The sequence below is a fragment of the Stappia sp. MMSF_3263 genome, assembly GCF_030733745.1.
In the GTDB taxonomy this organism is placed as follows: domain Bacteria; phylum Pseudomonadota; class Alphaproteobacteria; order Rhizobiales; family Stappiaceae; genus Stappia.
Genome location: NZ_JASHIK010000022.1, coordinates 52,725 through 78,167 on the forward strand (window position 1 = coordinate 52,725; position 25,443 = coordinate 78,167).

21 protein-coding genes are annotated in these 25,443 nt (G+C 60.1%); 13 read left to right on the top strand and 8 right to left on the bottom strand.

Features of this window, described 5'->3' with window-relative positions; genetic code table 11:
- Positions 1-20: 20 nt before the first annotated feature.
- The 6 genes from RBB46_RS19550 to RBB46_RS19575 all read right to left on the bottom strand — a co-directional run bounded on the left by RBB46_RS19550 (position 21) and on the right by RBB46_RS19575 (position 6,311).
- Complete coding sequence (locus RBB46_RS19550) at positions 21-1,529, bottom strand: tripartite tricarboxylate transporter permease (protein WP_306030709.1); 1,509 nt, start codon at positions 1,527-1,529, stop codon at positions 21-23.
- A complete protein-coding gene (locus RBB46_RS19555; protein WP_306030729.1) occupies positions 1,529-1,957 on the bottom strand; it encodes a tripartite tricarboxylate transporter TctB family protein in 429 nt (142 codons plus the stop codon). Before RBB46_RS19555 ends, RBB46_RS19550 begins: the two co-directional genes overlap by 1 nt.
- 5 nt (positions 1,958-1,962) lie before the next feature.
- Complete coding sequence (locus RBB46_RS19560) at positions 1,963-2,925, bottom strand: tripartite tricarboxylate transporter substrate binding protein (RefSeq protein ID WP_306030710.1); 963 nt, start codon at positions 2,923-2,925, stop codon at positions 1,963-1,965.
- A 23-nt stretch (positions 2,926-2,948) separates the two neighbouring features.
- Complete coding sequence (locus tag RBB46_RS19565) at positions 2,949-4,109, bottom strand: pyridoxal-phosphate dependent enzyme (protein ID WP_336623183.1); 1,161 nt, start codon at positions 4,107-4,109, stop codon at positions 2,949-2,951.
- A gap of 137 nt (positions 4,110-4,246) precedes the next feature.
- Positions 4,247-5,440 carry a Xaa-Pro peptidase family protein gene (locus RBB46_RS19570; RefSeq protein ID WP_306030730.1) on the bottom strand — a complete coding sequence of 398 codons (1,194 nt, stop codon included), beginning with the start codon at positions 5,438-5,440 and terminating at the stop codon, positions 4,247-4,249.
- Between the two features lie 4 nt (positions 5,441-5,444).
- Complete coding sequence (locus RBB46_RS19575; protein WP_306030712.1) at positions 5,445-6,311, bottom strand: IclR family transcriptional regulator; 867 nt, start codon at positions 6,309-6,311, stop codon at positions 5,445-5,447.
- Positions 6,312-6,369: 58 nt separating this feature from the next.
- On the opposite strand from RBB46_RS19575, the gene RBB46_RS19580 reads away from it, so the two are divergent.
- Positions 6,370-6,645, top strand: a complete 276-nt coding sequence (locus tag RBB46_RS19580; protein ID WP_306030713.1) for a helix-turn-helix domain-containing protein — start codon at positions 6,370-6,372, stop codon at positions 6,643-6,645.
- A gap of 439 nt (positions 6,646-7,084) precedes the next feature.
- Here RBB46_RS19580 and RBB46_RS19585 read toward each other — a convergent pair whose 3' ends face one another.
- Positions 7,085-7,321 carry a helix-turn-helix domain-containing protein gene (locus RBB46_RS19585; protein ID WP_306030731.1) on the bottom strand — a complete coding sequence of 79 codons (237 nt, stop codon included), beginning with the start codon at positions 7,319-7,321 and terminating at the stop codon, positions 7,085-7,087.
- Between the two features lie 142 nt (positions 7,322-7,463).
- Here RBB46_RS19585 and RBB46_RS19590 point away from each other — a divergent pair, with 142 nt between their 5' ends.
- From RBB46_RS19590 to RBB46_RS19625, 8 genes are all read left to right on the top strand, one after another.
- Positions 7,464-8,192: a LuxR family transcriptional regulator gene (locus RBB46_RS19590; RefSeq protein WP_306030714.1), complete on the top strand. Its 729-nt coding sequence runs from the start codon at positions 7,464-7,466 to the stop codon at positions 8,190-8,192.
- A 72-nt stretch (positions 8,193-8,264) separates the two neighbouring features.
- Entirely contained in the window at positions 8,265-8,960 is a 696-nt protein-coding gene (locus tag RBB46_RS19595; RefSeq protein ID WP_306030715.1) for an acyl-homoserine-lactone synthase, read from the top strand.
- Positions 8,957-9,199, top strand: coding sequence for a DUF6499 domain-containing protein (locus RBB46_RS19600; RefSeq protein ID WP_306030717.1), 243 nt, complete (start codon positions 8,957-8,959; stop codon positions 9,197-9,199). Before RBB46_RS19595 ends, RBB46_RS19600 begins: the two co-directional genes overlap by 4 nt.
- Before the next feature lie 64 nt (positions 9,200-9,263).
- Positions 9,264-9,770 carry a DUF2285 domain-containing protein gene (locus tag RBB46_RS19605; RefSeq protein ID WP_306030718.1) on the top strand — a complete coding sequence of 169 codons (507 nt, stop codon included), beginning with the start codon at positions 9,264-9,266 and terminating at the stop codon, positions 9,768-9,770.
- 87 nt (positions 9,771-9,857) lie between these two features.
- Positions 9,858-10,181, top strand: coding sequence for a hypothetical protein (locus RBB46_RS19610; RefSeq protein ID WP_306030719.1), 324 nt, complete (start codon positions 9,858-9,860; stop codon positions 10,179-10,181).
- A 107-nt stretch (positions 10,182-10,288) separates the two neighbouring features.
- On the top strand, positions 10,289-10,579 hold the full coding sequence (locus tag RBB46_RS19615) for a DUF1778 domain-containing protein (RefSeq protein ID WP_306030720.1): 291 nt from the start codon (positions 10,289-10,291) through the stop codon (positions 10,577-10,579).
- Positions 10,576-11,067, top strand: coding sequence for a GNAT family N-acetyltransferase (locus RBB46_RS19620; protein WP_306030721.1), 492 nt, complete (start codon positions 10,576-10,578; stop codon positions 11,065-11,067). The genes RBB46_RS19615 and RBB46_RS19620 overlap by 4 nt, the downstream gene beginning before the upstream one ends.
- Before the next feature lie 838 nt (positions 11,068-11,905).
- Positions 11,906-12,817, top strand: coding sequence for an ArdC family protein (locus RBB46_RS19625; protein WP_306030723.1), 912 nt, complete (start codon positions 11,906-11,908; stop codon positions 12,815-12,817).
- Between the two features lie 203 nt (positions 12,818-13,020).
- Here RBB46_RS19625 and RBB46_RS19630 read toward each other — a convergent pair whose 3' ends face one another.
- Positions 13,021-13,779, bottom strand: a complete 759-nt coding sequence (locus RBB46_RS19630) for a hypothetical protein (RefSeq protein ID WP_306030724.1) — start codon at positions 13,777-13,779, stop codon at positions 13,021-13,023.
- Between the two features lie 196 nt (positions 13,780-13,975).
- On the opposite strand from RBB46_RS19630, the gene RBB46_RS19635 reads away from it, so the two are divergent.
- From RBB46_RS19635 to RBB46_RS19650, 4 genes are all read left to right on the top strand, one after another.
- On the top strand, positions 13,976-14,224 hold the full coding sequence (locus tag RBB46_RS19635; RefSeq protein WP_306030733.1) for a transcriptional regulator: 249 nt from the start codon (positions 13,976-13,978) through the stop codon (positions 14,222-14,224).
- Positions 14,225-14,715: 491 nt separating this feature from the next.
- On the top strand, positions 14,716-15,282 hold the full coding sequence (locus RBB46_RS19640; protein WP_306030725.1) for a toxin-activating lysine-acyltransferase: 567 nt from the start codon (positions 14,716-14,718) through the stop codon (positions 15,280-15,282).
- Between the two features lie 90 nt (positions 15,283-15,372).
- Positions 15,373-16,029, top strand: coding sequence for a hypothetical protein (locus tag RBB46_RS19645; RefSeq protein WP_306030726.1), 657 nt, complete (start codon positions 15,373-15,375; stop codon positions 16,027-16,029).
- Positions 16,030-16,063: 34 nt separating this feature from the next.
- Positions 16,064-25,443 (top strand): calcium-binding protein (locus tag RBB46_RS19650; protein ID WP_306030727.1); only part of this gene is annotated, 9,380 nt, incomplete at its 3' end.

Consider the following 25,443-nt stretch of genomic DNA (forward strand, 5'->3'; position numbering starts at 1 on the left):
GTCCGTCTGACCCAAGGCCTTCAGGCTCCGGCATCGCTGCAAACCTGTTGCTTGATATAACGCATGAGGGGCAGAAGCAGGGTTGCCCCGGCGATGCTGAGGAAGGTGAGACTGATCGGGCTGGAGACGAATACGGACAAGGAGCCATAGCCCATGATCAGACCCTGCCTCAGATTCTGCTCAAGCAAGGAGCCGAGAAGGAATGCAAGCAGCAACGGAGCCAGGTCAAACCCGCTCCTGCGCAACCCATAGGCAATGATGCCGCAGGATACGACCACGCCCACATCGAAGACACTGTTGTGAATGCTAAAGGCGCCGATAATGCAGAAGACGAGAATGGACGGTGCCATGATCCTGGGAGGAACCCGCAACAGCAGCACAAAGATGCGGATCAACGGAACATTCAGGACAATCAGCATGGCGTTGCCGATCAACATGCTGGCCACCACGCCCCAGAAGAGATGGGGGTGGTCGGCAATCAGTCGGGGGCCAGGCACCACCCCGTGCATCAAGAGACCTCCCATGATCACACCAATGACGACATTCGGGGGGATGCCAAGGCAAAGAAGCGGGATGAAACTTGCCTGAGCAGCAGCATTGTTGGCGCTCTCAGGCCCGGCAAGCCCTTCGATCGCGCCCTTGCCGAAGCGTTCTGGATGCCTGGATATGCGCTTTTCCATGACATAGCTGGCAAAGCTTGCAATCAGAGCTCCGCCTCCAGGCAGAAGTCCGAGAAAAAAGCCCAGAACCGTGCCGCGCGTCATCGGCATGGCGGAGGATTTCCAGTCTTGCCGATCTGGCAACAGATCGCGCAGACGGTAAGACGTGGAGACCATCTTTTCGATTTTCTGGCTGCGTTGCGAAAGCATCAAGACTTCGCTCACGCCAAACATGCCCATGGCCAGAACCGCCACATGGAACCCATCACGAAGGTTGGGAATGCCGAATGTGTAGCGTTCCTCGCCGGAGACGAGATCGACCCCAAGGGTGGATAGCAACAAGCCCAGGGCGACCATGACCCAGGCCTGCATCCGAGGGCCCTCGCCAATATTGGCCGCCAAGGTCAGACCGAAAACCACAAGGGCGGTTTTTTCAACCGGGCCGAAGGCAAGCGCGCTTGAGGCAAAGGCCGGGCCGAGAAACGTGATGGCGAACGTCGCAGCCACGCCGGCCAGGAAGCTTGCAAATGCAGTGATGCCGAGCGCGACGCCAGCTCGGCCGGACTGCGCCATCGGGTATCCGTCAAAGCAGCTGACCACGCTGGCCGCCTCTCCAGGGACGCGCATCAGGATCGATGCGGTTGAGCCGCCATAGAGCGATCCATAATAGATTCCGGCCAGCAGGATGATTGCGTTGAGTGGGTCCAGCATGATGGACACCGGGAGCAACAAACTCACCGCAGCTGTGGGACCCAGACCCGGTATGATGCCGACCGCCGTGCCCAGAACCGCACCCATGAAGGCAAATACAAGCTTCGAAGGTCCCAGAGCGATCGCCAGACCTTCCCCGAGATTTGCAAGAGCGTCCATTATCCTCCCCCCAACAAGCCCGCCGGCAAAGGAACGCCAAGCAGTTGATCGAACACAATCCAGCACAATCCTGCGAGAGTGCTGGCGACGATCATGGATCGCGGCCAACTCAGTCGCTCGATACAGCGCAACACGCCCGTGACGAACGCCAATATGGCCAGCACGGCACCGAGCAGGTTGAAGGCGATCGCAAACAGCGAGATGGCAAGCAGATAAAGGAGCAGACGCCGCCGATCGGCTGGTTCCCTGTCCATCCCCTCAGGCGTGTCGCGTATGAGGGTGCCAATGCTCGTGCCCAGAAGCATGAGTGCAGCCAGAAGGGGGAACAGTCCTGCCCCAGGTGCACCAGCCCGCCACAGACCAAGCTTCCATGCTGCGACCGCGGCGGCGGCCGCGATCGCAGCAAGACATACGGCGCTTATACGCATCGCTGTCACGGGCGCAGTCCCAGCATCTCGATCTGACGACCAATCTCGCGATAGCCGGCTTGCACATTCTTCGTGAACGTGGCGCTGTCCTGGAAAAGTCGATGCCCGCGCAACGTCTTCAGAAAGCCGTCATACGCAGCGCTCCCGGTCATCTCGGTGAGGAGCTTTTCCCACCAGGTGATGACATTGGAGGGAAGTCCTGCCGGCCCGAAAAGCCCATATGCGGCGGATATGGCAAGGGGATACCCGCGCTCCCGATAGGTCGGGAGTTCGGGCTGATCGGCGATCGGTTCCGGACCCGTCTCGATCAGCAGGCGTATGGAACCGGCTTCCAGATGAGGTGCATAGCCAGAGGCGGCGACGGCTTCGATATGGCCGCCAAGCAGGGCTGTGATCGCATCCGCTTCACCGCCGAACGGGACAAATGTCGCGCTGACTCCCTCCTGGCGGAATGCCGCCTCAGTGGCAATATGCGGCAAGCCGCGCGGTGCGGCCGTTGCCCAACGCAGGCCGCCCGGATTTGCGCGGGCATGATGGAGAAGATCATCCCAGGTCTTGAACGGGCTGTCGGAGCGTACGAAGAACGGGATCGAGATTCCGGCATAGCTCGCCACATAGGTGAGGTCCGTGAGCGGATCATATGGAACTTTCTGCAGATGTGGGGCGACCATGAGTGGGCTCACGGAAAACAGCGAAAGAACCGAACCGTCAGCCGTTGCACGGGCCACTTGATCCGTGGCGATCGTGCCCCCGGCGCCGGGCCTGAAATCGAGTGTGACTGGAACATCCCTTGCCGATATCGCGTATCGGGATACGGTTCGGGCGGCCAGATCACCAGCGCCACCTGGAGCAAATCCGACAATGATTGTCGCTTCAGCAGCCGGATAGGCCGAGGGGGCCGCACGCGTGGGCACGGGAATGGTGGCTGCGGTGAGTGTTGAGCCAATCAGGAAGCTTCGACGATCCATGGTTCCTCTCCGTTTTATTGAGATCAATGTCTTGTTGTGAAAACCGGCTCCTGCGCGGACCGCAAATGCAGACGCGTCTCGGCCGAAATGTGTGACCACGCCTCGGCAACCGAACTGAATGTCGGTTGTTCAGGGGCGCGGCACATGGAGCGATCGATGTCCTTCAAGCCGCTGGCGGTGACAATCGCCACCACGCGATCCCGCTGTGTGATGACATTCCGTGTCCGCAGAAATTCGATGGCGGCAAACGGGGCAACGGAGGCCAGTTCGGCAAACAGGCCTTCATCGAGTGACAGCTGTTCCTGACAGGCAATCAGGTCGCAATCGCCGATCGGAACAGCCACGCCGTCCGATTGCCGCAAGGCATTGAGTGCCTGATAGGCGCTACGGGTCGCGCCGATCGAAACCGCGACCGTGTCCGAGCATGTCTTGACGTCAGGCAGACAATCTTGATCACCCGCCAGAGCCGCGCTGAGCGAGCCATGCACTTCGGCAGCAACGAGTCGTGGAAGACGGTCGATGGAACGCTCTTCTTGCAGCTCCAGGAAGCCCCGCCAAAGGCCTGCAAGCGCATCGCCGTAACACACGGGCAGCACGCACCAGTCTGGTACCTGGCCATGCATCTGCTCGACCAGCTCGAAAGCCAGTGTCTTGTATCCTTCAATTCCAGCAGGATGGCTGCCAACGACCGGCGCCCGATACGGAGATGTTGCGAACCATCCAAGCCGCTCGACCCCTTCGGCAAGGAATTTCCAGCGATCGGTCTTTGATGCGAAGGGCACGACAATGGCGCCAGTCTTGTGGATCTGGGCAAGCATTGGTCCGGCCGCGCCGGCGAATGTGGCCGTCACACAGGTCAGTCCGGCGCGGGCCGCATAGGCCGCCAGGGACGCTCCGGCATTGCCTGACGAGGCTGTCGCGACCACACGCGCCCCTTGCACACGTGCCACAGATACCGCCACCGACGAAAAGCGATCCTTGTGCGACCAGGTCGGATTGCGACCCTCGTCCTTGATCAAGAGCTGAGGAACACCGATCCGGGTGCCCAGTCTGGGAGCTGGCAAGAGAGGTGTCAGGCCCTCCCCGAACGAAACGGCCAGTCGTGCCGGGCAGGGCAGTCGATGTGCATATCGCCACAGGGACGAGATCGCCTTGCCACCTTCCTGCGAGGGCGCCTCTGCCACAAGGATATCGGGGGAGCCAACAAGGCGCAGATTGGACGGCGCCTCGCCATGACAGGCGGGACAGCCACGGGAGTCGATGACAAAATCCCGCGGATAGTGTTTGCCGCAGCGAAGGCAACAATACCCATGAACCCTCGTCATGGCGTCACCAACATGAGATCGCCGCTGGTCGCCGTCAGCCTTTCGGCTCCGTCGGCGCGCACCACGATCATGTCCTCGACCTGCAAGCCCCAGCGACCGGCTTCGTAATAGGGCGTCTCGACGCAAAGGACCATTCCGGCCTCAAGACGCTCCTCGCTGGTTTGTGTCAGAGCGGGCGCGTCATAGCCGTCAAGCCCGATGCCGTGACCAACATGATTGCGTCTGTAATGGGGAATGCCCTCGCGGCGGACCGTCTCGACGGCAGCCGCATAGATGTCTGCCACACGTTTGCCAGGCCGGATCAACTCGCAAGCACGCTCCACACCCGCAAGAAGGGCGCGATGCTTTTGACGGATTTCTCGTGTGGGCTCTCCGAAAATGGCGATGCGGGCAATATCTGCGCGGTAATGGCGATAGCGCCCACCCACATCGAAACGGATGACATCGCCCTGTTCGAGCGTGCGTCTGGAGGGCTGGACATTCATCAAGGCGCTTCTTTCGCCAAAACCGATGCACCCCAGAACCGGCAAGGCATCCTCCTGCACGGTCTGAGTGTGGAAGGCGCGCGCAAGATCGAGCTCGCTTGCGCCCACCCGGGCAACGGCCAGCGCGGCGTCGATAGAACGTTCTGTGATTTCCGCGACCCTGGCGAGACGGGCGATCTCTTCTTCCGTCTTCACAGCCCGCACATCGCGGAACACGTCTGCGGCGGGCAGCAAGGCGGCATCCGGCAGACGCTGCCGCAGCTCGGTCAGCTGATCGGGCATCAGCCCGATCTCGTCGATCCCGATGCGAGCACGCGTCAGACCAGCATCGCGCAAAGAGGTCACAAGCGCAGTCAACGCATCCCCGTGATCAGGCTGTGCTTGCAGCTCCATCTGCCGCCGGCACACCGGATCCGTGCCGGTCTCGGCGCTTTCATCCACATGAAAGGTTCCGTAGCGGCGCACACGCTCGATCCAGATGTCCTGATCGGCGATCAGATCAAGCGTCGCCGTGCTTGTGATGATCTCCGGCTCACCGTCACCGCGCGCCGTCCAGACCACATAGGCTTGCGGGCCGCGACGTATCCACTGCGGCAAGGCCCAGAAGCCGCTCATATAGGTGACATTTTCCGGACTCGTGGCGACGATCGCATCAAGCCGCAACTTGGACATGCGCGCGTGAAGGCGCTCGGTGTTCAAAAGAATGCTCTCATGCGGCATAGCAAGGATCCTTACCGGTCGGTTCGCCATTTTCGGGAAAACCCAGATGGGCTGAAATCCGCCCTGCGGCGGCCATCACACGTTCGCCCATTTCGGCAATCTCGATCCGCGGGCCAATGGCGCGCGGACAGGCAATGCTGATCGCGGCGATCACGGCACCGGATGCCCCGCGAATGGGCGCGCCAACCGAGATGACGCCAAGAATGTTCTCATCGAGAGACGTGGTATAGCCGAGCCCGCGCGCCGTCTGGAGTTGGGTAATCAACTGGGCAGGCGTGGTCAGCGTGCGTGCAGTGAGCTGTTCAAGCTGCCCCTGGCCGAAAAGCTCAAGGATCGCATCCTCCGCCAATCCAACAAGCAAGGCCTTCCCGAGCGCGGTGGAATGCAGGGGCATCCTCTCGCCCGGAGAAGAGCGAATGACCACCGGGCTGCGGCTTTGAACGGCAAGCAGATAGAGGCCGTGTGAGCTGAGGCGCACGCCCAGAAAGGCGTTGAAAAAGCCGATTGCCGCCAGCGCCTGCAGTTCTGGCTCGGCCGTCTCGACAAGCCTGTCCTTGCGAAGCACGTGTCGGGCGAGTTCCACGACGCCGTGACCGATGTGATAGCGGCGCGTATCGGCCGCCTGCTCCACATAGCCGCGACCTGCAAGTGTGTTGAGAAGTCTCTGGATCGCAGGGGGGCTGAGATCCAGCCTCCGGGCGATCTCACGCACACCGATCGGCTCGTCTGAATCCTTCAGCGCTTCCAGCACTGAAAGTCCTCGCTCCAGAGAAAGACTGCCCGTCATGACTGTTCCTTTAATCGGAATATTGTTCCAATAATCAACAGTAAAACGGATGGCCTCATGTGCTGTCAAGCACGAATGTTCACTATAGTGTGTCGTCCTAAAGTGTGCGGTGTGGCGCCATGCCCGCATGGATGTGCGAGTGTTGGTTGGCCTCAATGTGCAGCGGCTGAGACGGGAGCGCGATATTTCCCAGGAGGATCTGTCGCTGCGCTCCGGTTGCACGCGCGGCTATCTGAGCGGGATCGAGACCGGCCGACGCAATCCCACCGTTGTGTTCCTCGCAGGCCTTGCCAAAGTCCTTGGTTCTGACATTGCCGAGTTCTTTGAGCGCCCCGCAGGAAGCAAGGCCGGCAACAAAAGCGTGACCGCTCAACGCAAGACGAAACACGCAAGTCGGATGTAGGCCGGGCCGTTCCTCAGATGCGATGCCAGCGGCCGGATCAGGCGGACGCGGCGCCACCGGCTCTTAAACCCCAGGCCCGTCCGATGGTTGAAGGCGCTGCGAGCAGGGGCGAACACAAAGACGTATCGGGCAGATCTAGCCTTTGTTTCTGTTCTGCAATCTCACATCGGCTGTTGCTGTTGCATCTGCATTCCGGCGCGAGGCCGGCTCCCGGCCATGGGGCTCGTGATGACCACGCTGGACGCAGAACCGGTCGACCTGGCGCTCGCAGGCGGCAGCGGCTCGAGGGCCTTGTTCCGGTGCTGCACCTCGGTGGAGCGCAACTGTTTGGCTGATCCGCCCCAGTCTTGGTCTTGGTCTCAGTCTTGGCTCCAAGTCCGGGCCCAGTCACCGTCCCGCTCACCGGACCGGCCGGGATTGCCGGTTCTGGCCAGAATCTTCAGCGCATGACCTGGCGGGATGCCGGCATCTCGCGCTGCACCAGCCGTTCCACGTCAACTTGAAGCGCAAGAGCGATGGCTTCCAGCGTGTCGAGTGTCGGGGAGTTTTCCTCGCGCTCGAGCTTACCGATATAGTTGCGGTCCAGGCCCGACAAATCCGCCAATTGCTCCTGGGTCAATCCAGAAGCGCGGCGAAGCAGGCGCAAATTGCGAGCCATGATGGATCGTAACCTCATGCCTTGAAACAGGCAGGCTGCGACCCGTCTCTCCACCTACTATAGTAATCATTCCTATGATGCAGACTTGTCTTTGAATTTTGAGCGCGAATATTCTTATTCGCGACAGAAATTCTGTTTTCTATGGTCTGTAGAAATAACGATGAACGAGAAAGAGATCATTGATGTTTTTCAGGCTGTGAAGGCGATCGATCAGGCGGAGAATATCAGTAAAATTCTGGATATACTGTCAGTCCATCTCACCCGATGCGGTTGGGATGCCTGCCTGATCACGCATCTTCCAACCGGGAATCTGGCACACTGGCAGGAGCATATTCTTGCCAATGGCTGGCCCGAAGACTGGTATCAGCACTACCTGGCGCGTGGGCACTATCGCTTCGATCCCTGCGTGGCGCGTTGTCGCCGCGCCAGTGACCCGTTTCTTTGGAGTGACATTCCGCGACGAGATCTGGACAATCGTGCTCGCACCGTCATGGATGAGGCCATCGAATTCGGACTTCGCCAGGGTGTGTGCGTGCCGGTCCATGCCCCGTTCTCACCACCCCTGGTGGTCAGCGCATCCGGCAAGACCCGTGACCTCGAACCTGGTGCCGCAGACGTTATCGGTCTTCTTGCTCGCCATGCCTTGCAGTCCGTCGGGCGCCTCCGTTCTGAAATGCGTTGTTTCAAGAAGCCGGTGCTTTCGCAAAGGGAACAGGAGATCCTGTGTTGGGTGGCCTGCGGCAAGACGGCCTGGGAGATCTCCCGGATCCTCAACCTATCCGAGCACACCGTGTTGAGTCACTTGCGCAATGCCAAACACAAACTCAATGCCGCCAACAATGTACATGCTGTCGTTCAGGCCTTGCTCCGGCAAGAAATCCAACCCTGATCAATCCCCAGATATCGGGATGGCGGGCCCGATCATTTGCAACCTAGGAACATGGGAAGCAGGGGATGCGCCATGTTCCATGTCCATATCGTCGACCGCTCGAACCGCAGCGCCTACAGCACATATGTCGAGCAGCTGTTCCGTCTGCGCCACGAGATCTATGTTGGAGAAAGAGGGTGGAGTGATCTGGAGCGCGCCGATGGTCGCGAGATCGATGCCTTCGACACGGATGATGCTGTCTATCTGCTCGGCCTTGACAGCGAAAAGGGCGTCGTTGCCGGCTCTCGCCTGGTGCCAAGCCTCAAGCCCCATCTGCTGAGTGACGTTTTTCCTCAACTGGCACCTCATGGTGTTCCGCGGGCAGGTCGCATTTTTGAATGGACGCGGATCTTTGTGGTGCCGGGCTTGAGATGTCCCGGACAGCCGTGTCTTGCCGCCGGTATCATCTATTGCGGGATTGTCGAATTCTGCCTGAAGACGAAAGTCAGCAAACTCTCGGTCGTCTGTGAGCCCTATTGGTTCGACCGACTTGCAAGGCTGGGATGGCGTCCACAGCGTCTGGGCCCGCCCATCCTTCACCACGGCGAACCAATTGTGGGCCTTGTCCTTGACATGAGCCCGGCCGCGCTCGCCAGAACACGGCAGGTCTATGCCATCGACCGACAGGCTCTGTGGAGTGGTTCGGCACCAGCCTCAGCCAGCCATACATCCCAAGGCGAGACGGAAGTGCCCCCTGTTGCCCCAACAAAAGGGGTTTCAGCCAAATGAAGGAAGCAGACAGGAATGCTTCCTTCTGGAACTGGCACCAACATGGTCATTATCGCTGCCTGCACAACCATGACCGCGCGGATTGGGCCTGGGAGTTTTTGCGGCGCCATCCGGAGTTTCCCGGCTTCCTTGGGGCATCAGCAACGCGTCAGCTGTTGCGCCGAACACCGCCGGTCAACCTTGTTACCCTCAAAGAGGAACTGGTTCACACCCAGCGTTGGGGTGTGCGATTTTGCTGACAGGTGCCGATATTCGGCTTGCCGCTTCTCGGTTTTTTGGCGTGGAGACTGCCAGGCCGGCATATTGCCTGTAGAAGCGGTTCCCGCCGACCGGGCCAGCCCGGCCAATGTTTTCGATCTTCTCAGTGTGCCCCACCAGATCACCATACTCCGTTCGCGTGATGGCGAGCATGTCTTGATTTGCGACGGGCCTCACTCGCTGCGTCTCGATGTCGTCTCCGGCAGTTTGCTCAAGGGGCCCGTTCAACTCGCCTATTGTCTGTCGGGATTTTCCGGCGTCGACGCAAAAGTCGCCACCTTGCGCCGATTTCTGGCACTCGAGCGACTTGGCCGCCTGCCCAGTACCCTGTTCTCGGCAAATCGAAAGGCGAACCGCTGGAGTATGATCTTGCAAGCCCATGACGGATTGCAGGCCGGCGCAAGTCAGCGCGAAATTGCAACTGCCTTGTTTGGCAAGGAGCGTGTCGACGCTGATTGGGAAGCCGGGTATCTCAGAACACGGATCCAACGCCTTGTTCGAAGCGCCGACAAGATGATCCGCGGTGGCGGGTATCGCATGCTGCTGCAGTAGATCGATCAGGTCGTTACCATCTGAGCCGAAGTTTCATCCCGGTGCTGCCAGGGCAGTGGGGATACCGCCGCCGCCTGAGGAGAAGCCATGGCCGTTGCCTCGATCCCGGCAGTCAATGGCAAGTCTTCGCGTCCCAATTCGCTGTCTTGGCAACACAACCCTCCGGCTGATTGCCCCGCCGATACAGCCGCATGGCGCGAGGCGTTTGACGAGATGCGCGACGAGCTGAAGAGCGCCATGCCCGATGCCGTGCGCGCGCAGATCCCAGAACTGGCGTCCGAGGTCTCGATGGACACGGACGTCACGGCGCCGTCTTCCTCCGGTCCCGCCGCCGACACCGGCCTTGCCATCGACGACGACATGATCCCGTCCTCCTTTACCTCCGCCTCCGTCCCCGGCCTCACCCGATAGGGACGGCGTTGCGACTGTATGAGGGCCTGCATGACATTGGTCGATGAGATCGGAATTGTCGTGACATTGTCGGGCAATTTCTGATAAGGTGAATTTAAGAGGCTGACATGACCACACGCACCACCCGTTCCGAAAAGCTCGACCTGCGCCTGACGCCGGAGGCCAAGCGCATATTAATGGCGGCGGCCGCTGCAGAACGGCGCACGGTCAGCGACTATGTGCTGCAAAGCGCCCTTGGCCATGCCGAGGAGACGCTCGCCGACCGCCGCCAGTTCGGGCTCGACAGTGCGCGCTGGGAAGCGTTCCAGAGCGCGCTCGATGCGCCGGTGCGCGACATGCCGCGCATGCGCAGGCTGCTGGGCGAGCCCGGTATCTTCTCCGGCAACGAGCCGGCGTGACGGTCTTCCGCGTCGAGAAGCTGACACGCCGCCACGCGGTCGACTCGTTCGACTGCGGCGAGCCGGCACTCGACCGCTTCCTGGAGCGCTTTGCCTTCCCCAATCAACAAGCCAATGCCTCGCAGACCTATGTCGGCCTGGCGGACGATACCGTCATCGGCTTTTACACGCTGGTCGTCGGGGAGGTCGCGCATGCCGAGGCGCCCGAGCGTCTGGTCAAGGGACTGGCCCGTCACCCGGTGCCGATCATGCTGCTCGCCCGGCTTGCCGTGGCGCGCGACTGGCAGGGCAAGGGCATCGGCGCCGGATTGTTGCGCGATGCGGTCCTGCGCACCCTGCAGGCGGCGGACATTGCCGGTATCCGGGCGCTTGCCGTGCATGCCAAGGACGATGCCGCCCGTGCATTCTATCGTCGCTTCGATTTTATCGAATCCCCCACCGATCCGCTGCATCTCTTCGCCCTGATCAAGGACCTGCGCGGCCTGTAGACCCAGCGCGGTACAACGAGCAGGCTCCCATGGAAGCCTGCCTGTGAGTGGATCGGCGCTTTGTCTGGCCGGGTGCTGAACGCTATGGCAGGCTGGAGCCATGACGAGTCGATCCCAACATCCCAACATCCCAACATCCCAACATCCCGACACGCCTGATCGCCCGCTTGATGCCGCCGCCTGGCGCGCGGTGTGGAGAGCCGGGGTTCGTGAGGGGATCTAGGATGCCGACAAGGGCCGCTTCGTCACCGAGCAGGAAATTGCCGCCGTGCTGGGCAGATACGCAAAGGCTTGTCGCTGAGCAACGCGGCGCTGTCGGTCCCGGTCCTACCTCTCTACAGGCCTACTGCCAGTGAGCGTCTCGCACGCGTCCTCAGCCTGATCTCCTGCGCCTGGCCGAAATCCGGTTCCGCACATCTCTGGCGTTCCGCCCCCGATAGCACCATCCGAGCAGCGATGATGATGCCGAGATGGTCTCCGGAGCTGAGACCGACGCGCGCCCCACTGATCCGCAGTTCGTCCCTGGCGGTTCCAGCAGCAAGACTGTCAACGCCGCCATCTCCTGATCTCGATCCGTTTCCCGCCTCTCCTCCTGTCCCAACTGTCCCCGGGCCATGCCTCCTTGGTGCCCCCCACCCTGGCCGCGCCGCCTACGGCCTTTGCTGGCGGTCCTGGCAGGGGAGGAGCGCCCTTGCAACGGCCTGCGCCGTCTTTCGCTTCGCCCGCCCGCTCGCTCTTGTTCCCTTCGCTCGGGGTGCAAGCGCGCGCCTCTCCCTGCCTCTCCGGACGCCGTCAGGCCGCAGTGGTCGCGGCCTCAACAGGCACAAGGAGATATATCATGGCCCGTATTCAGAAGTTCGATGTCCACCAGGAGATCACCAACCGCATCGTCGACGCGCTCGAGAGCGCCGGCGAGTTCAGCCTGCCCTGGATCAGGAACAAGGGCGGATCGATGAGGCGCCCCGTCAACATCGCCTCCAGCAATCCCTACAATGGCGTCAACATCGTCTCGCTCTGGGTGGCGGCGCAGGTGCAGGACTATCCCTCGCATCTGTGGGGCACCTATCGCCAGTGGCAGGCGCTCGGAGCGCAGGTGCGTCGCGGCGAGAAATCCTCGCTGGTGGTCTTCTACAAGACGCTGTCGATCGAGGAGACCAACGAGCAGACCGGCGAGAGCGAGCAGGCCGAGCGCTTCATGGCCCGCGCCAGCTTCGTCTTCAACGCCGCCCAGGTCGAGGGGCTCGATCTTGCCACCGAGGAGCAGCCCTTGCCCGAAGCACCCGTCTTCGACCCGATCGCCCGTGCCGAGGCCTTCGCAAGGGCAACCGGCGCCAGGATCGAGGAGGGCGGGGACCGTGCCTGCTATATCCCGTCCGCCGACATGATTCGCATGCCCGAGCGTCGCCGCTTCACCGGCACCGCCACCACTTCGCCGGCGGAGGGCTTCTATTCGACCCTGTGCCACGAGCTGGTCCACTGGTCGGGCGCGCCGAACCGCCTCGACCGCAATCTCGTCGGTCGGTTCAATGCCGAGAGCTACGCCATGGAAGAACTTGTCGCCGAGCTTGGCGCGGCCTTCCTGTGCGGCGATCTCGGCATCACGCCGGAGCCCCGTGCCGACCATGCCCAGTACATCGCCCACTGGCTCAAGGTCCTCAAGGACGACAAGAAGGCCGTCTTCACCGCAGCGTCAAAAGCGTCGGAGGCCGCCAACTGGCTCGCCGGGCACAAGACAAGGCGCAGGACGTGAGAGCACATCGGTGGCATTCAAGCGACGGCTTGATGCCACCAACGCCGATCGTGCGGGCCCTGCCGCCTGGTTGCCTTGTCGTCCCTTGTAAGAACCAGGCGGTCGAGTGGATATCGATTTCTGCACGGCACCGCGAACGGAGCCCGCACTGACACCTGGTTGCAGTGACACCTGACGGGTGTGGGTGGAAGCGGGGCTGACATCTATGGCTCAGCTAGGTCCGGTACGCTTCGACCGGTTGCTTGCTCCCTTGAGCGTGAATTGCAGGCGGAGGGCTTGCGCTTCTGTTGTGGCTCCGTGCGATTGTGGCCCGGCACCAACATGCCCGGTTGCAGCACCTTTGTGATGCGGATCAGATCGTCCAGCGCTGCGCGCAATTGCGGCCAGGGAAACTCCTCACAGCCCTCAGACGTTGCGCCTTCATCAAGGAGCGCATTGAGTTTGCCGACGATGCCAGCCAGCGTTGTCGCCGGCGTCGTCATCAGCGTGTCAAACAGGTCCTGCGCGCGTTTGGCTGTGGACAATTCCGTGCGCTTGATCAGGGAATAGCCGAGCCGTCTGTCCTCGGCATCCCAGCGCGCCTTGTGCTCTGCAAGGTCGGCTTCAGCCTTTAGGCGGAGACCGTCAAGAGCGGGGTCATTTCCCAGCAACTCCACGATATCCTGGAAACAGGTGGCAGTTGCGGTCGTATCTTCACCCGGCAGACGGACCTGTGCCTTTGGAAATCCAACGGTCCTGACCAGCCTTGCCTCAAGCATCTGCTGTCTTCGGCACAAGGCAGTTGTACGCAGATGAGCCCTGTTCCAGTCGTACCAGATCGATAGGGCGGGATCGGGGAACGCGGGTGCGGACAACGCGTATGAAGGATGAAACCGCCATGTTGCCGAGACGGTTATCGTACCCTTGAGCAAGGTCCGGCGGGTGACGAAAGGCAGAGTCGTGCTAGTCTCAGAATCAGCCATGATCCGAGCTCCCTACAGCTTGGGGTGTGGTTAGGTCGGATGATGTGTAGCCGCACATCATTCGACCACCTCTTGGCCAGTTGCCAGCTGGTGCGCGGTACAACTTTGGCAGCCCGCGACACCTGCAAGCTCAAGCCAGTCATTCATATCACGCAGATGCGAGAAGATCAATTTGAGATCAAATGATACTTTTTCTATCACTGGCGCCCAAATAAGAGCTGCACGTGCATTGATACGCTGGAGTGCACGTGACTTGGCGTCCGCAGCAAATATAGGGATCGCGACCGTAAGGCGCGCGGAAGCCGAGGACGGATTGCCCACGACTACAACGGCAAATCTGAGGGCAATTCGTTTTTCTCTAGAAGCAGCAGGTGTTGAGTTCCTCCCGGAGAACGGTGGTGGACCGGGCGTGCGGCTCGCGCGGCTGAATGATCGGGCAGGATGAGTTGCCCTTGCGCTTTGTGCAGTGGCGGTCGTCCCAGTAGACGCTGCTCCGCGCCTGAAACAGGTCAAATGTGGGAAATGGCATCGCTATGGCTTGTGGCATTTGGAATCTTGTTCTCAGCAACAAAACTTTACCGATCGCGCGAAAAGAAATCGGTTTCTAGCTTGGATCACGTTCCGCACTGACCGGCGTAGATGCGCGCGCTCTTTCCAGCGCGGCAGGTCTGGTAAGGTCGATGTGCTGGCCAACGAGCAGCCTCCTGGATCAGGACACCTACAACCTGTATGCAGCAGAAGGCGAGAGGCTTGTGTCTCCTGATTATTAACAGGGTGCCGGCTCCTTGACGGAAACTTCCTTATGATACTGAACTCATTTGCGAAATTTTCCACTGTTAGGAAATTGTCACTTGCCTGAGACGGCGCTTGATGATTCAGTCCGAAATCTGATTTGCTCGCCCTGATTGCACTTGGTCGATGGATGGAAGTTGCTGGATGCCGGATGAAGAAGCAGGAACGACCGTTTCGGGCTGTGGCTTGTCGGGAGATCAAATGACCGCAAGCCAATCGATCGCGAACGGGATGCCGCGTGGCGAAGCCTCGGGAGATACGCAGGCTGCCGTTGATCGCGTCGAACGGTCGCGAACCGATGATGCCGACCTCCCGAGCAAAATCCGCGAGATCAATGCTGGCTTCGGTGAAATCGTCGCGCTCCTCGCGCGGGATCCTCGTCATCGACACATGTCCTTGGGCGATCTGGAATGGGCGGTCATGCCTCCCCTGAGGGCGGGGCAGTTTCTGACCGTGCGAGGCAAGATCAAGGACCGCGATGATCTCAGCGTGCCATTGGCCGTTGCGCTTTGGGCAAAAGTGTCCCCGGAGGTCAACGACAAGTTGGACGCTCAGAAGGCAGCCGGGGCGCGGTTCCGCTTGGCTCCACACGAATGGACAAGTGGTGAAATTCCGTGGCTGATGCTGAGTGTCGCGCCAAACGAACTGGCGGACCGGTTGGTGGCAAAACTCGGAGACATGCTCGGAGTGGAGTTGAAGACGTTTGGATGAATGCCCTTCGATTGATGCACGTAAAACAAGATTAGATGGCAAGTCCAAGAGTGGTTCAGCACCAGACTGATTTTGGCCGTGGAGAGACGGATGAGCAAGAACGACAAGACCGAGCCTGATCCCTGTATCTGGTTGGTGCAGGGCCACGGCATAGTGAACTCGCGTGGTTGGGTGCCGCGCGAAGAATTCGAGAATGGCGGAAGAACGCCGGAGCCGATCCTGGAAGCGGTGCGGCAAACTGGGGCCGGCTGGTTCCTGCCGCAGGACCGGTTTCCGACGGACAATTATCCGCTCCCGAACAGCCATCCGTCGGCGCACGAAGAACGCGTGCCGCAGATCTTTTCCAACGGCTTCATCTTCCTGGCGGGCGAAAGCGCCGAGGTGGTGCGGAGCTTCAACATGGGCAAGGGCGCGCTCTATCCGGTGCGCCTGTGGCATCCGGACGGCAAGACGCCCATGCCGGGCGAGTTCTTCTATCTCAGCCAGGGCAACAAGAAGGACGCCTTCCTGCCGGAGAAGAGCGCGAACCTGGATCAAGTTGCGCTGGGTCGCTGGCGAGTGCCAAGGGCACGTCGCGACAAGCCATTGGCTGTTTTCTCCGGGGCAGCGCTCGAAGGCCCTGACCTGTGGTGGGACAAACTCATTGTAGATCGTTTCTTCATCAGCGACCGGTTGAAGCGCGCCCTCGATCAGCGACGCCTGTCGAGGGACTGGCACCTCGTCCGTTGCCCGGTCATTCTCGACTGATTTTTCTCTCATTTGTTGATTTGAGGCTTATCAAATGTCTTACAAACTGGTCTTCGAATTCGAGATCGAACATGTCATTCCTCAGTCTATATTAAATAACGTTAAATTTAGACCGTACCTAAACAGTCTGGGCCTTGATAAGCAGTCGCAAATCAATCAGGTTGGACTGTTCTCCAATCCGGATGTCGTGGACGGGCTGCAAAATGCCTCTAGCACCCTTCACGAGGCGCTGTGGGCCGGAGGCTGGGGCATCAACCGCCACGACCACAGAAGTGGTCATGACGCATTTCAAAACGGAAAGAAGGAATTTCTTGAGGGTCAACTGAACGATATTCTACGGACAGATTCTGAAACGGGCGCCTTTATCTATTCCGAGGAGGCGCGGCGATACGCAATATTGGAACTTTTTCAGTGGACTCATGATCTTGCTCTAGGAAGGATTACTGCAAACGGTGTTGTTGTGCCCGTTCAATTGGCGGAGGACATCTACACAGAGCTATTTGAAGCTGACAGGGTTGGAGCGCAGGGGTTCCATGAGGGAACCGCGCCAAATCTGAGCCAGCTTCAGGTTGAGTTGGATGCACTTCAGTCATCAATTCAGGGGAGCGAAATTATCCCGCAGGGCTCGGGGTGGGGCCCCAACGAACCTATGCGCGTGGAGGCCGTAAGATCGACCGCCGATGCATTACTTGAAGCGGGGCATATCACTTCAGACGTTCATTCGACGATCATTCAGGCTGCGGAGGCCGGAAGTCCGCATTCATTCATTTGGCCTGGCTCTGCCGGTGGAGTTTTGCTCGGAACGGCAATAAATTCGTCCTTTAACATTATTCCTGAAGCCATAGATATTAGGGCGCAGTATTATGCGTCGTTTATATCAAATCTCTTGGCCAGGTTTATGGTGGACGAAAGTGGGTCTACAGCTGCGCCAAGTCTTGAGTTCCTTACTGAAAAATTTACTGAAATTCTTGTCAGACTTGACCAATTCAAGCACGATTTCAGTGCCAGCATTGCGGCACTTGACGAAACCATCGTCACCGAGATGGGCAAGTCGGTGAATGCGCTCATTGTCGGCTTGGGCGGACATGCAATCGGCGATATCGTGGAGTTTCTCAACGTATCCTACGATGCCATAAAGATTTACGCCACGACCGGCGATGCAGAGGCGCTTGAAGCCGTTGCACTCGAGTACGGAGTTGCGGCCGTCGGCAGCATGCTTTTGGTGACGGTTGCAGTCGTGGGGACAGGGGCCGTCGTTGGTGCTGCATTGGGAGCTCCCGCAGGAGCAGTTGCGAGTGCCTTTGTTGCAGCCGGTTTTGCTGCATATGGCCTCTACGAAGCTGTTGTGAACGGTGTTGAGCTGTTCGACAAGATCACCCGCGATCTGGCGGACGTTATCCCGATTGTCCACGAGGAGGCGCACCGTCTCGGAGACGATATCGCCAGCAACATTGCGCTGGTAAGGGAGATTTTGGAGGCCACCTACGGCGCTGGATTTATCGTGCCCGACTTCCCGGGAGCCGGCTCCGACATGCCTCTGGTAACGGCCTATCTCGTCGACCCCAACCAGTTGGGCCTGCCGGAAGAGGTGACGGGGTCCGACAATGATGAGCGCTTGTACGGTCAGAACAATGCCATTGTCGATTTGGGGGATGGTGACGACGAGATTTTCATTGACGGTATTGGCCAGGCATTTGGAGGTGCCGGCAATGACCTTCTCGTGGGCGGAAACGGACGTATCGTTCATACCGGAGATCTCGTCGATCCGAACAATCCCGAGAGTTTGATTGCTGAGACCGATCTTGTCATGGTGCTCGACGGGGGCGCCGGAAATGATCTGATCATTGCAACAGGAGCGGCTGATATTCGTGGTGGCGATGGGCGCGATTTCATATTCGCCCACAACACCGTCGATCAACCGCAAACACTGGCCCTAGAGCGTGAGGAGATGCGGATCGATGCCGGGGCCGGCGACGACTGGGTCGTTGCCTTCGGCGCTGCGGAAATTCGTCTCGGCGCTGGCGAAGACACGCTTGTTCACGCTGGCATTGGCTCGATCATTCATACGGGCCCGGGTGGGGAGAATGACGCGGACCATTTGCTTTTCAGCCAGGGCACGCGCGTCACGGATGCAGATGGACATGACACCCTGCACATGTTCAGCGTTCTGAACGCGAGAGGCCTCTACTTGCGTTCGTCGCTCTCCGAGAGCGGTTTTGCATTGGGCAACTTCGGGACGACGCGCGTCGGATTTAACAGTGAAGGCGATCTTGTCGTCGGCACAATCGTGCACGGCGATGACGATTCCTCATATATGTATTTCGCCAATGGCAATCGCGATCCTTTCGCGCCGACCGCCGAACTGACCGCCGGGATTCGCGTCGCGGTGATGGATGTGAGCGCGACGCCGCTTTTCGAAATCTCCAGTTCCGGCGCGAAGCTGTTCGGACAAGGCACCGTTTGGCAATTGCTGCCGATCGTCTTCAAGGAGTTCGTCAATGGCGCCTATTTCGGCGGCACAGATCCGCTGGTGTTCGATCTTGACGGCGACGGGCTGGAACTGAGCGCGCTTGCCACCGGCACCAGCACCATGTTCGACATGGACGGCGACGGCTTCCTCGAGCGCACAGGTTGGGTGCATTCGGACGACGGATTGCTGACACTCGATGTCAATGGCAACGGGTCGATCGACGACATTTCCGAACTGTTCGGCAATGGCAGCACCTCGGGCTTTGCCGAGCTCGCCGATCACGATCTCAACGGCGATGGCGTGATCGATGCCGATGACGACGTCTTCTCCGAACTTCGGATCTGGCGCGACCTCGATCAGGATGGCGTGAGCACCGCCGACGAACTCTTCACGCTGAACGAACTCGGCATTGCGTCCATCGGACTGGCGGCAACGCAAGACGGCAGTTCCAACGCGCTCAATACCGTCGCCCGCACCGGGACGTTCACACGTGCCGACGGTTCGACCGGCACGATCGGCGACATCGAGTTTCGGATCGACAACTTCAACAGCAGCTATGCCGGCGACACCACGGTCGATCCGGCGATCGCGGCGAGCATGCCCAACCTCACCGGACGGGGAACGCTGGCCGATCTGCATGTGGCGCTCACGCTGGACGGCGGCAATGGCGCCCTTGCCCAGGTCATTGCATCCGTCCTGCCGACCCTCGACACGCCCGATCTCGAGACGTTGCGGGAACGCAGTTTCGCAATCCTCTCGGCCTGGACCGATGCGCCCCCGGCGGTTACCTCCGTGTCGCCCTCGCCCGATGTGCCAATCCTCGTCTCGCGCGAGGACGGCGTCGTCACCGTCCACGATTTCGCGATGCGTAGCGTGGTCGATGTGCCGCTGGAAGGAGGCGGCAGCGAAAGCCGTGTCGTCTGGCAGCTTGCCTCCGGCAGGCCGGTCCTCGACGGCAATGGAGAGGTGATCGAATATCCGGGTTTTGAGGACATACTCGCGCTCTCGTCGAACCAGCCGGGAGCGTCCTGGGAGGCGCTCTCCGGCGCGGAGATCGATTTCCTCGAGCGATACTTCGGCGAGGAGATTCCGCTCGAGCAGCTTCGGGACCTGAGCGGCACCGAACTGGACGCCTTCGGCGAGTTCCTGACCATCGGTTACCAGGTGATGGAGCAACTTGCCCTTCGTCTTGCTGCCCAGGGCGGCCTGTCGGAGTTTTTCGTCGGGTTGGAATACAATGTCGAGGACGATTCCTTCGTCGCGACGACCGATCGCGAACTGGTGCCGATGTTCGAGGCGATCTTTGCCGCCACGCCTACGGACGCGTCCGCAGCACAGGACTGGCTTTCTTCCTGGAACACGCTCGTCAACGCGTTCATCTCCGAATACGACCGGCCTGGCATCCGCACAGCCAACCAGCCCTTCCTGTTCACCACCATCGTCGCGGCCTACGAGAACATCGGCTTGCCGCTCGGCCTGGCGCAGACCGCCGGCCTCTTCGGTATACCGGCCGAGATCCTCGACTTCGGCTCGGGCTCCCGCCTGGGCACCGTCGACAGCACCATCTATTTCATGGGGGCGGGCAACGACACGGTCGAAAGCGGTCAGGGCAATGATGTCTTCGTTTTCGGCCGCGACTTCGGCAATGACGTCATTTTGGACCGGGAGGCAGGCGCGGACTATTTCGACACGATCCGCTTTGCTCATCTCAACCCGGAAGACATCACCGCCTATCGTGACGGGCTGGATCTCGTTCTGGACGTCAATGGTGGAACCGACAGCATTCGCATCAATGGCCAGTTCCACGAACAGGCCTATTCGCTCTTCGGCGGACAGGTGCTTCCTTCCTACGGGATTGAGGAGATCGTCTTCGCCAATGGCAGCGTGTGGGATGTCGGCGACATCGCCCGCGAGGTATCGCATCCGCTTGCCAGCGATGACACGCTGACCGGCACCGACCATATCGATTATCTCGATGGCGGCGCCGGCAACGACTATCTGAGCGGCGGCGACGCACCTGACTTCTATTTCTTCGATGCCGGACACGGACACGACGTGATCGAAGAGAACATGGAGCTGTTTCTCTCCGGTGAGGTCGATGCCCTCATCCTGGGAACGGGCCTGTCGCTTGACGGAGCGTCCTTCGAACGCGACGGCGACAGTGGGACCATCCGGATCCTCTTTGCAACCGGCGACAGCCTCGAGATCCGCGACCAGTTTTCCGCAGCCTATACCCTGATCTTCGGAACGCAGTGGTTCGACCGCATCGAGCATATCGAGTTCACCAATGCGGACGGAAACCGCGAGGCAATCACCCATGGAGGGCTCGCACAGCGCATCCTCGATCACTTCAGCACCGACGGCGACGACCAGATTTACGGCTTCAGCCTGGAGGACAGGCTGGACGGTGGCGCCGGCAACGATTTCCTGAGCGGCGGCAACGAGAACGATACCTATGTCTACGACCTGGGTTACGGGCACGACGTCATTCACGAGTACCAGCAGTTCTACAACATCCTCTCCGGCCAGACCGACCAGGTTCTGTTCGGCAGTGGGGTGTCACGCGAGGCGACAACCTTCGGCCGGGTCCTCGGTTCCGACGATCTGATTATCAGTTTCGCCGATGGCGGCACGCTGACCATTCGCGATCAGTTCTATTCCAGCCCGCTCGGACACCATTTCTACCGGATCGAGAATTTCGTTTTCCCCGACGGGGTGACGATGAGTGCCGGGGATATCCAGGATCTGCTGTTGCAGTCGACCGCAGGCGACGACACGCTCTACGGCTTCTTCCGCGACGACATTCTCGACGGCGGGGCCGGTAACGACCTGCTCAATGGTGGAGACCGGAACGACACCTATGTCTTCGGCCTCGGCTACGGGCACGATGTCATCTTCGATGAGACCACGTCGGTCTTCTATGGCGATCAGGATCGCCTGCTGTTTGGTGCCGGCATCGCGCCGGACGATGTGATCTGGTCGCGTCCCTCGGGCACCGACAATCTCGTCGGCACGCTTGCCGATGGCAGCACGATCACCATCCGCGACCAGTTCAGGGCCAACGTTCTGGGTCACCGCTACAATGATATCGAGATCTTCGAGTTTGCCGACGGCACCATTCTCTCTGTCGCCGATATCCAGGAACGTGTGCTCCGGTCCACCGATCAGGGCGACCACCTGATGGGCTTCCATTCGAACGACATCCTCGATGGCGGTCTCGGCAATGATCGTCTTGAAGGAGGCAATGGCGGCGACACCTATGTCTTTGATCTCGGCTACGGTCAGGACGTGATCAACGACAACCAGACATCCGTGTTCAGCGAGGCAGCCGACCGGGTTGCGTTCGGTGCCGGCATTGCACCAGAGGACATAGAGGTTGCACGGGGCGGTCCGAACGGAAACAACCTGATCATCACGATCGCGGGCACGACCGATCGCCTGACAATCGAAGGCCACTTCGGATCGCGCTTCCATGTGATCGAGGAGTTCGTGTTCGCCAACGGCACGCTCTGGACGGCGCAAGATATTCTCGAGCGCGTCAGCGTGATCACCGGCAATGCATCCAACAACCAGCTCACGGGCTTCAATCAGGACGAGATTCTGACCGGCGGCCTGGGCGATGACACGCTCAATGGCGGTCAAGGCAACGATGCCTATGTCTACAATCTGGGAGATGGTCACGACACGATCATCGAAGCAACGCGTCACGGAACGCAGGACCGCGTCCTGCTTGGCGAAGGCATTCTTGCCTCAGACGTCACGGTTTCGCGTATCTCGCCGGCCTCGAACGACATTCGCCTGACATTTACAGACGGCGGCTCCATCCTGTTGGTTGGTCAGCTGCAGGCCGCCCAGGGGCGCGGCGTCGAGCAGGTCGTTTTCTCCGATGGCACTATCTGGACGTCGGCCGACCTGACCCAACTGGCCCAATCTGTCGAGCCCTCTGCCGACGACGAGACGTTGTTCGGCTCCAACACCGTCGATGACGTCCTCACTGGCGGCCTTGGCAACGATGTCCTGAACGGGCGCACCGGAAACGACACCTACATCTACAACCTCGGCGATGGCCACGATACGATCGTTGAGGCAATGTTCGCTGGTACGAATGACCGCGTCGAATTGGGCGCCGGCATTGGGGTCGGGGATGTGCGCGTCGCGCGCTTAGGGTCGGATTCCGACGATGCCATCCTTTATATCGGGACCAGTGGCTCCATCATTCTCGACGAGCAGTTCTCCGGTGATCCGCAGCGCGGCATAGAGGCCGTCCATTTCCATGACGGGACGCTCTGGACGCAATCCGATCTGCGATCGATGGTGCTGCAGTCAACGATCTCAAGCGGCGATGATTGGATTCTAGGGTTCAGAGGCAACAACGACACCCTGTCGGGCGGCCTCGGCAACGACGTCCTGTCCGGACTGACCGGAGACGACATCTATCTCTACAATCTCGGCGACGGTCATGACGAGATTGTCGAAGACGGCTTTGGCGGAAACGCGGACGCACTGCTTCTGGGCGCAGGCATATCCGTCACGGATGTGTCCGTCCGGTCTCGCGACTTCGACAGCCGGCATGACGTGACGCTTGAGTTTGCTGGCGGTGGAACCGTCACGCTGAGAGGCCAGTTTGCCACCGCGCCAGATGCCGGTGTCGAGACAATCCTCTTCCATGACGGGACACTCTGGACCAGGCAGGAACTGATGGAGATCACACTCCAGCAGTCCAGTTCCCAGGGCGACGACACGATCTATGCATTCAACGGTCGGGACGATGTGCTGCATGGCGGCCTCGGCGACGACCTGCTCCATGGACAATCGGGCAACGACACCTATCGCTACGATTTCGGTGATGGTGACGACGTCATCTATGAAGGCCTGTTCGGGGGTGACGCAGATCGGTTGGTGCTTGGAGAGGGCATCCAGCCGCAGGACGTGACGCTCTCACGCGCTGCCGACAACGCCAGCACGGTGATCCTGCATTTTGCCGGCGGTGGCTCGGTGACGTTGCACCGGCAGTTCTCAAGCGACCCGGAGAGCGGCATTGAGTTCGTCGAGTTCGACGACGGGACGGTCTGGTCTCGGGCCGACATGCGCGAGCGTCTGCTTGCCCAGGGCAGCACGAGTGCCCACGATGTTCTCATCGGTTTCGGCGAAAGCGACGACGTGCTGGCCGGAGGACTTGGCAACGACACGTTGCGTGGGCTTGGCGGCAATGACAGCTATGTCTACACGCTCGGGGATGGCGATGACATCATCGAAGAGCGTGTGGTCGAAGGCGATGATGATCGCCTCTATCTGGGAGAGGGGATTGCCGGCGACGAAGTCGTCATCGAACGCTCCGCGATCGCTCCCAACCATGTCACGCTGCATTTTTCTGATGGCGGTTCCTTGCTGCTGCAGAACCAGTTCTCCGGCACGACCGAAGCCGGGATTGAGAACATCGTCTTTGACGACGGAACGGTCTGGACAGCAGCGACCCTGCGAGCTCGCTACCTCGAGGGAGCGGGTACTTCAGGTCATGACACGGTCATCGGCTTTGAAAGCGACGACGACATTGTCGGCGGCCTTGGCAACGACACGTTGCGTGGGCTCGACGGCAACGACTCCTATCAGTACAGCCTTGGCGACGGCGATGATGTGATCGTCGAGAACGGCTTCCACGGGAGTGAAGACCGGTTGGTCTTCGATGAGGGGATTTCCGTCGCGGATATATCCTTCGTCCGCAACGATGCTCACATTGATGATGTCACTCTTCAGATCGCCGGTGGCGGGTCGGTTCGGCTTGATGAACAGTTCTCGGCCCTGACCTGGAGCGGCATTGAGTTCATCGAGTTCAGCGACGGCACCGTCTGGAACCGCGAGACCTTGCGCGACCTGATCCTCCAACAGGCTTCCACGAACGGCAATGACGTCATCAATGGCTTCGACGACAATGGTGACACCTTGATCGGAGGTCGTGGCGATGACCTACTGAACGGCCAGAACGGGTCGGACACCTATGTCTACAATCTGGGCGATGGCAGCGACACAATCGTCGAGGCGAGCTTTGATGGTGCCGTCGATCGGTTGCTGCTGGGCGAAGGCATCCTTGCCACAGACGTCATCTTGATGAAGACCTCGGCAGAATCCACCTCTCTAACGCTGGTCTTCGTCGATGGCGGCTCGGTTACCCTGGCCGACCAGTTCGGTACCGGGTCCGAGAGCGGTGTCGAAGAGATCGTTTTCGAGGATGGTACGGTCTGGACCAGGGCGATGCTGGCCAACATGCCGGTCGAGATCAATCGGGCGCCCACACTTGCAGCAACGCCACAAACTCAACAACTCCAGGAGACAGCGGGTTGGAGCTATGTTCTGCCTGTATCCCTTTTTGAGGACGCTGATGGCGACAGTCTCGTCTTAACTGCGCGCCTCGCAGATGGTTCGGCGCTGCCGGATTGGATCACCTTCGAGGCAGAAACCGGACGCTTTACCGGAACGCCGCCCGTCGGGGCCAGCGGCGCGCTCGCAATCCGAGTTGGCGCCTTTGACGGTCTTGTTGCCTCAAGTGTTGCCTTCGATCTTGTCATCAGCTCTGTACCAACCCCGCTAGCCGATTGGACCGGAACCTCGGCCGATGAGAACTACTGGCTGCAAGCCTCGGAGTTTGTCGCCGATGGGGGGCAGGGGGATGACGACCTGGTCGGCAATGACGGGGATTCTGTCTTCCTGTGGCGCAAGGGCGATGGCAACGACCTCTTCGGCGAACGCGGCGGCTTCGATGAAGTTCACCTGCTCGACGTCAATGCCGACGATGTCGTGTTCGGGATCTCTCCCGATTGGGAGAGCCACATCACCGTAACGATTGTTTCGACGGGCGAGGTGATCACGCTGACCGATCAGCTTCCCGATCCCGGGACATCGCGGATCGAGCAGATCCGCTTCGCCGACGGCTCGATCATCGGCTTCGA

Bases quoted from the DNA above. Each gene is read 5' to 3' on its own strand.
- RBB46_RS19590 (WP_306030714.1), top strand. From the start codon at position 7,464: ATGAACGAGAAAGAGATCATTGATGTTTTTCAGGCTGTGAAGGCGATC.
- RBB46_RS19555 (WP_306030729.1), bottom strand. From the start codon at position 1,957: ATGCGTATAAGCGCCGTATGTCTTGCTGCGATCGCGGCCGCCGCCGCG.
- RBB46_RS19580 (WP_306030713.1), top strand. From the start codon at position 6,370: ATGGATGTGCGAGTGTTGGTTGGCCTCAATGTGCAGCGGCTGAGACGG.
- RBB46_RS19610 (WP_306030719.1), top strand. From the start codon at position 9,858: ATGGCCGTTGCCTCGATCCCGGCAGTCAATGGCAAGTCTTCGCGTCCC.
- RBB46_RS19640 (WP_306030725.1), top strand. From the start codon at position 14,716: ATGCCGGATGAAGAAGCAGGAACGACCGTTTCGGGCTGTGGCTTGTCG.
- RBB46_RS19585 (WP_306030731.1), bottom strand. From the start codon at position 7,321: ATGAGGTTACGATCCATCATGGCTCGCAATTTGCGCCTGCTTCGCCGC.
- RBB46_RS19600 (WP_306030717.1), top strand. From the start codon at position 8,957: ATGAAGGAAGCAGACAGGAATGCTTCCTTCTGGAACTGGCACCAACAT.
- RBB46_RS19625 (WP_306030723.1), top strand. From the start codon at position 11,906: ATGGCCCGTATTCAGAAGTTCGATGTCCACCAGGAGATCACCAACCGC.
- RBB46_RS19595 (WP_306030715.1), top strand. From the start codon at position 8,265: ATGTTCCATGTCCATATCGTCGACCGCTCGAACCGCAGCGCCTACAGC.
- RBB46_RS19550 (WP_306030709.1), bottom strand. From the start codon at position 1,529: ATGGACGCTCTTGCAAATCTCGGGGAAGGTCTGGCGATCGCTCTGGGA.
- RBB46_RS19615 (WP_306030720.1), top strand. From the start codon at position 10,289: ATGACCACACGCACCACCCGTTCCGAAAAGCTCGACCTGCGCCTGACG.
- RBB46_RS19560 (WP_306030710.1), bottom strand. From the start codon at position 2,925: ATGGATCGTCGAAGCTTCCTGATTGGCTCAACACTCACCGCAGCCACC.
- RBB46_RS19630 (WP_306030724.1), bottom strand. From the start codon at position 13,779: ATGGCTGATTCTGAGACTAGCACGACTCTGCCTTTCGTCACCCGCCGG.
- RBB46_RS19645 (WP_306030726.1), top strand. From the start codon at position 15,373: ATGAGCAAGAACGACAAGACCGAGCCTGATCCCTGTATCTGGTTGGTG.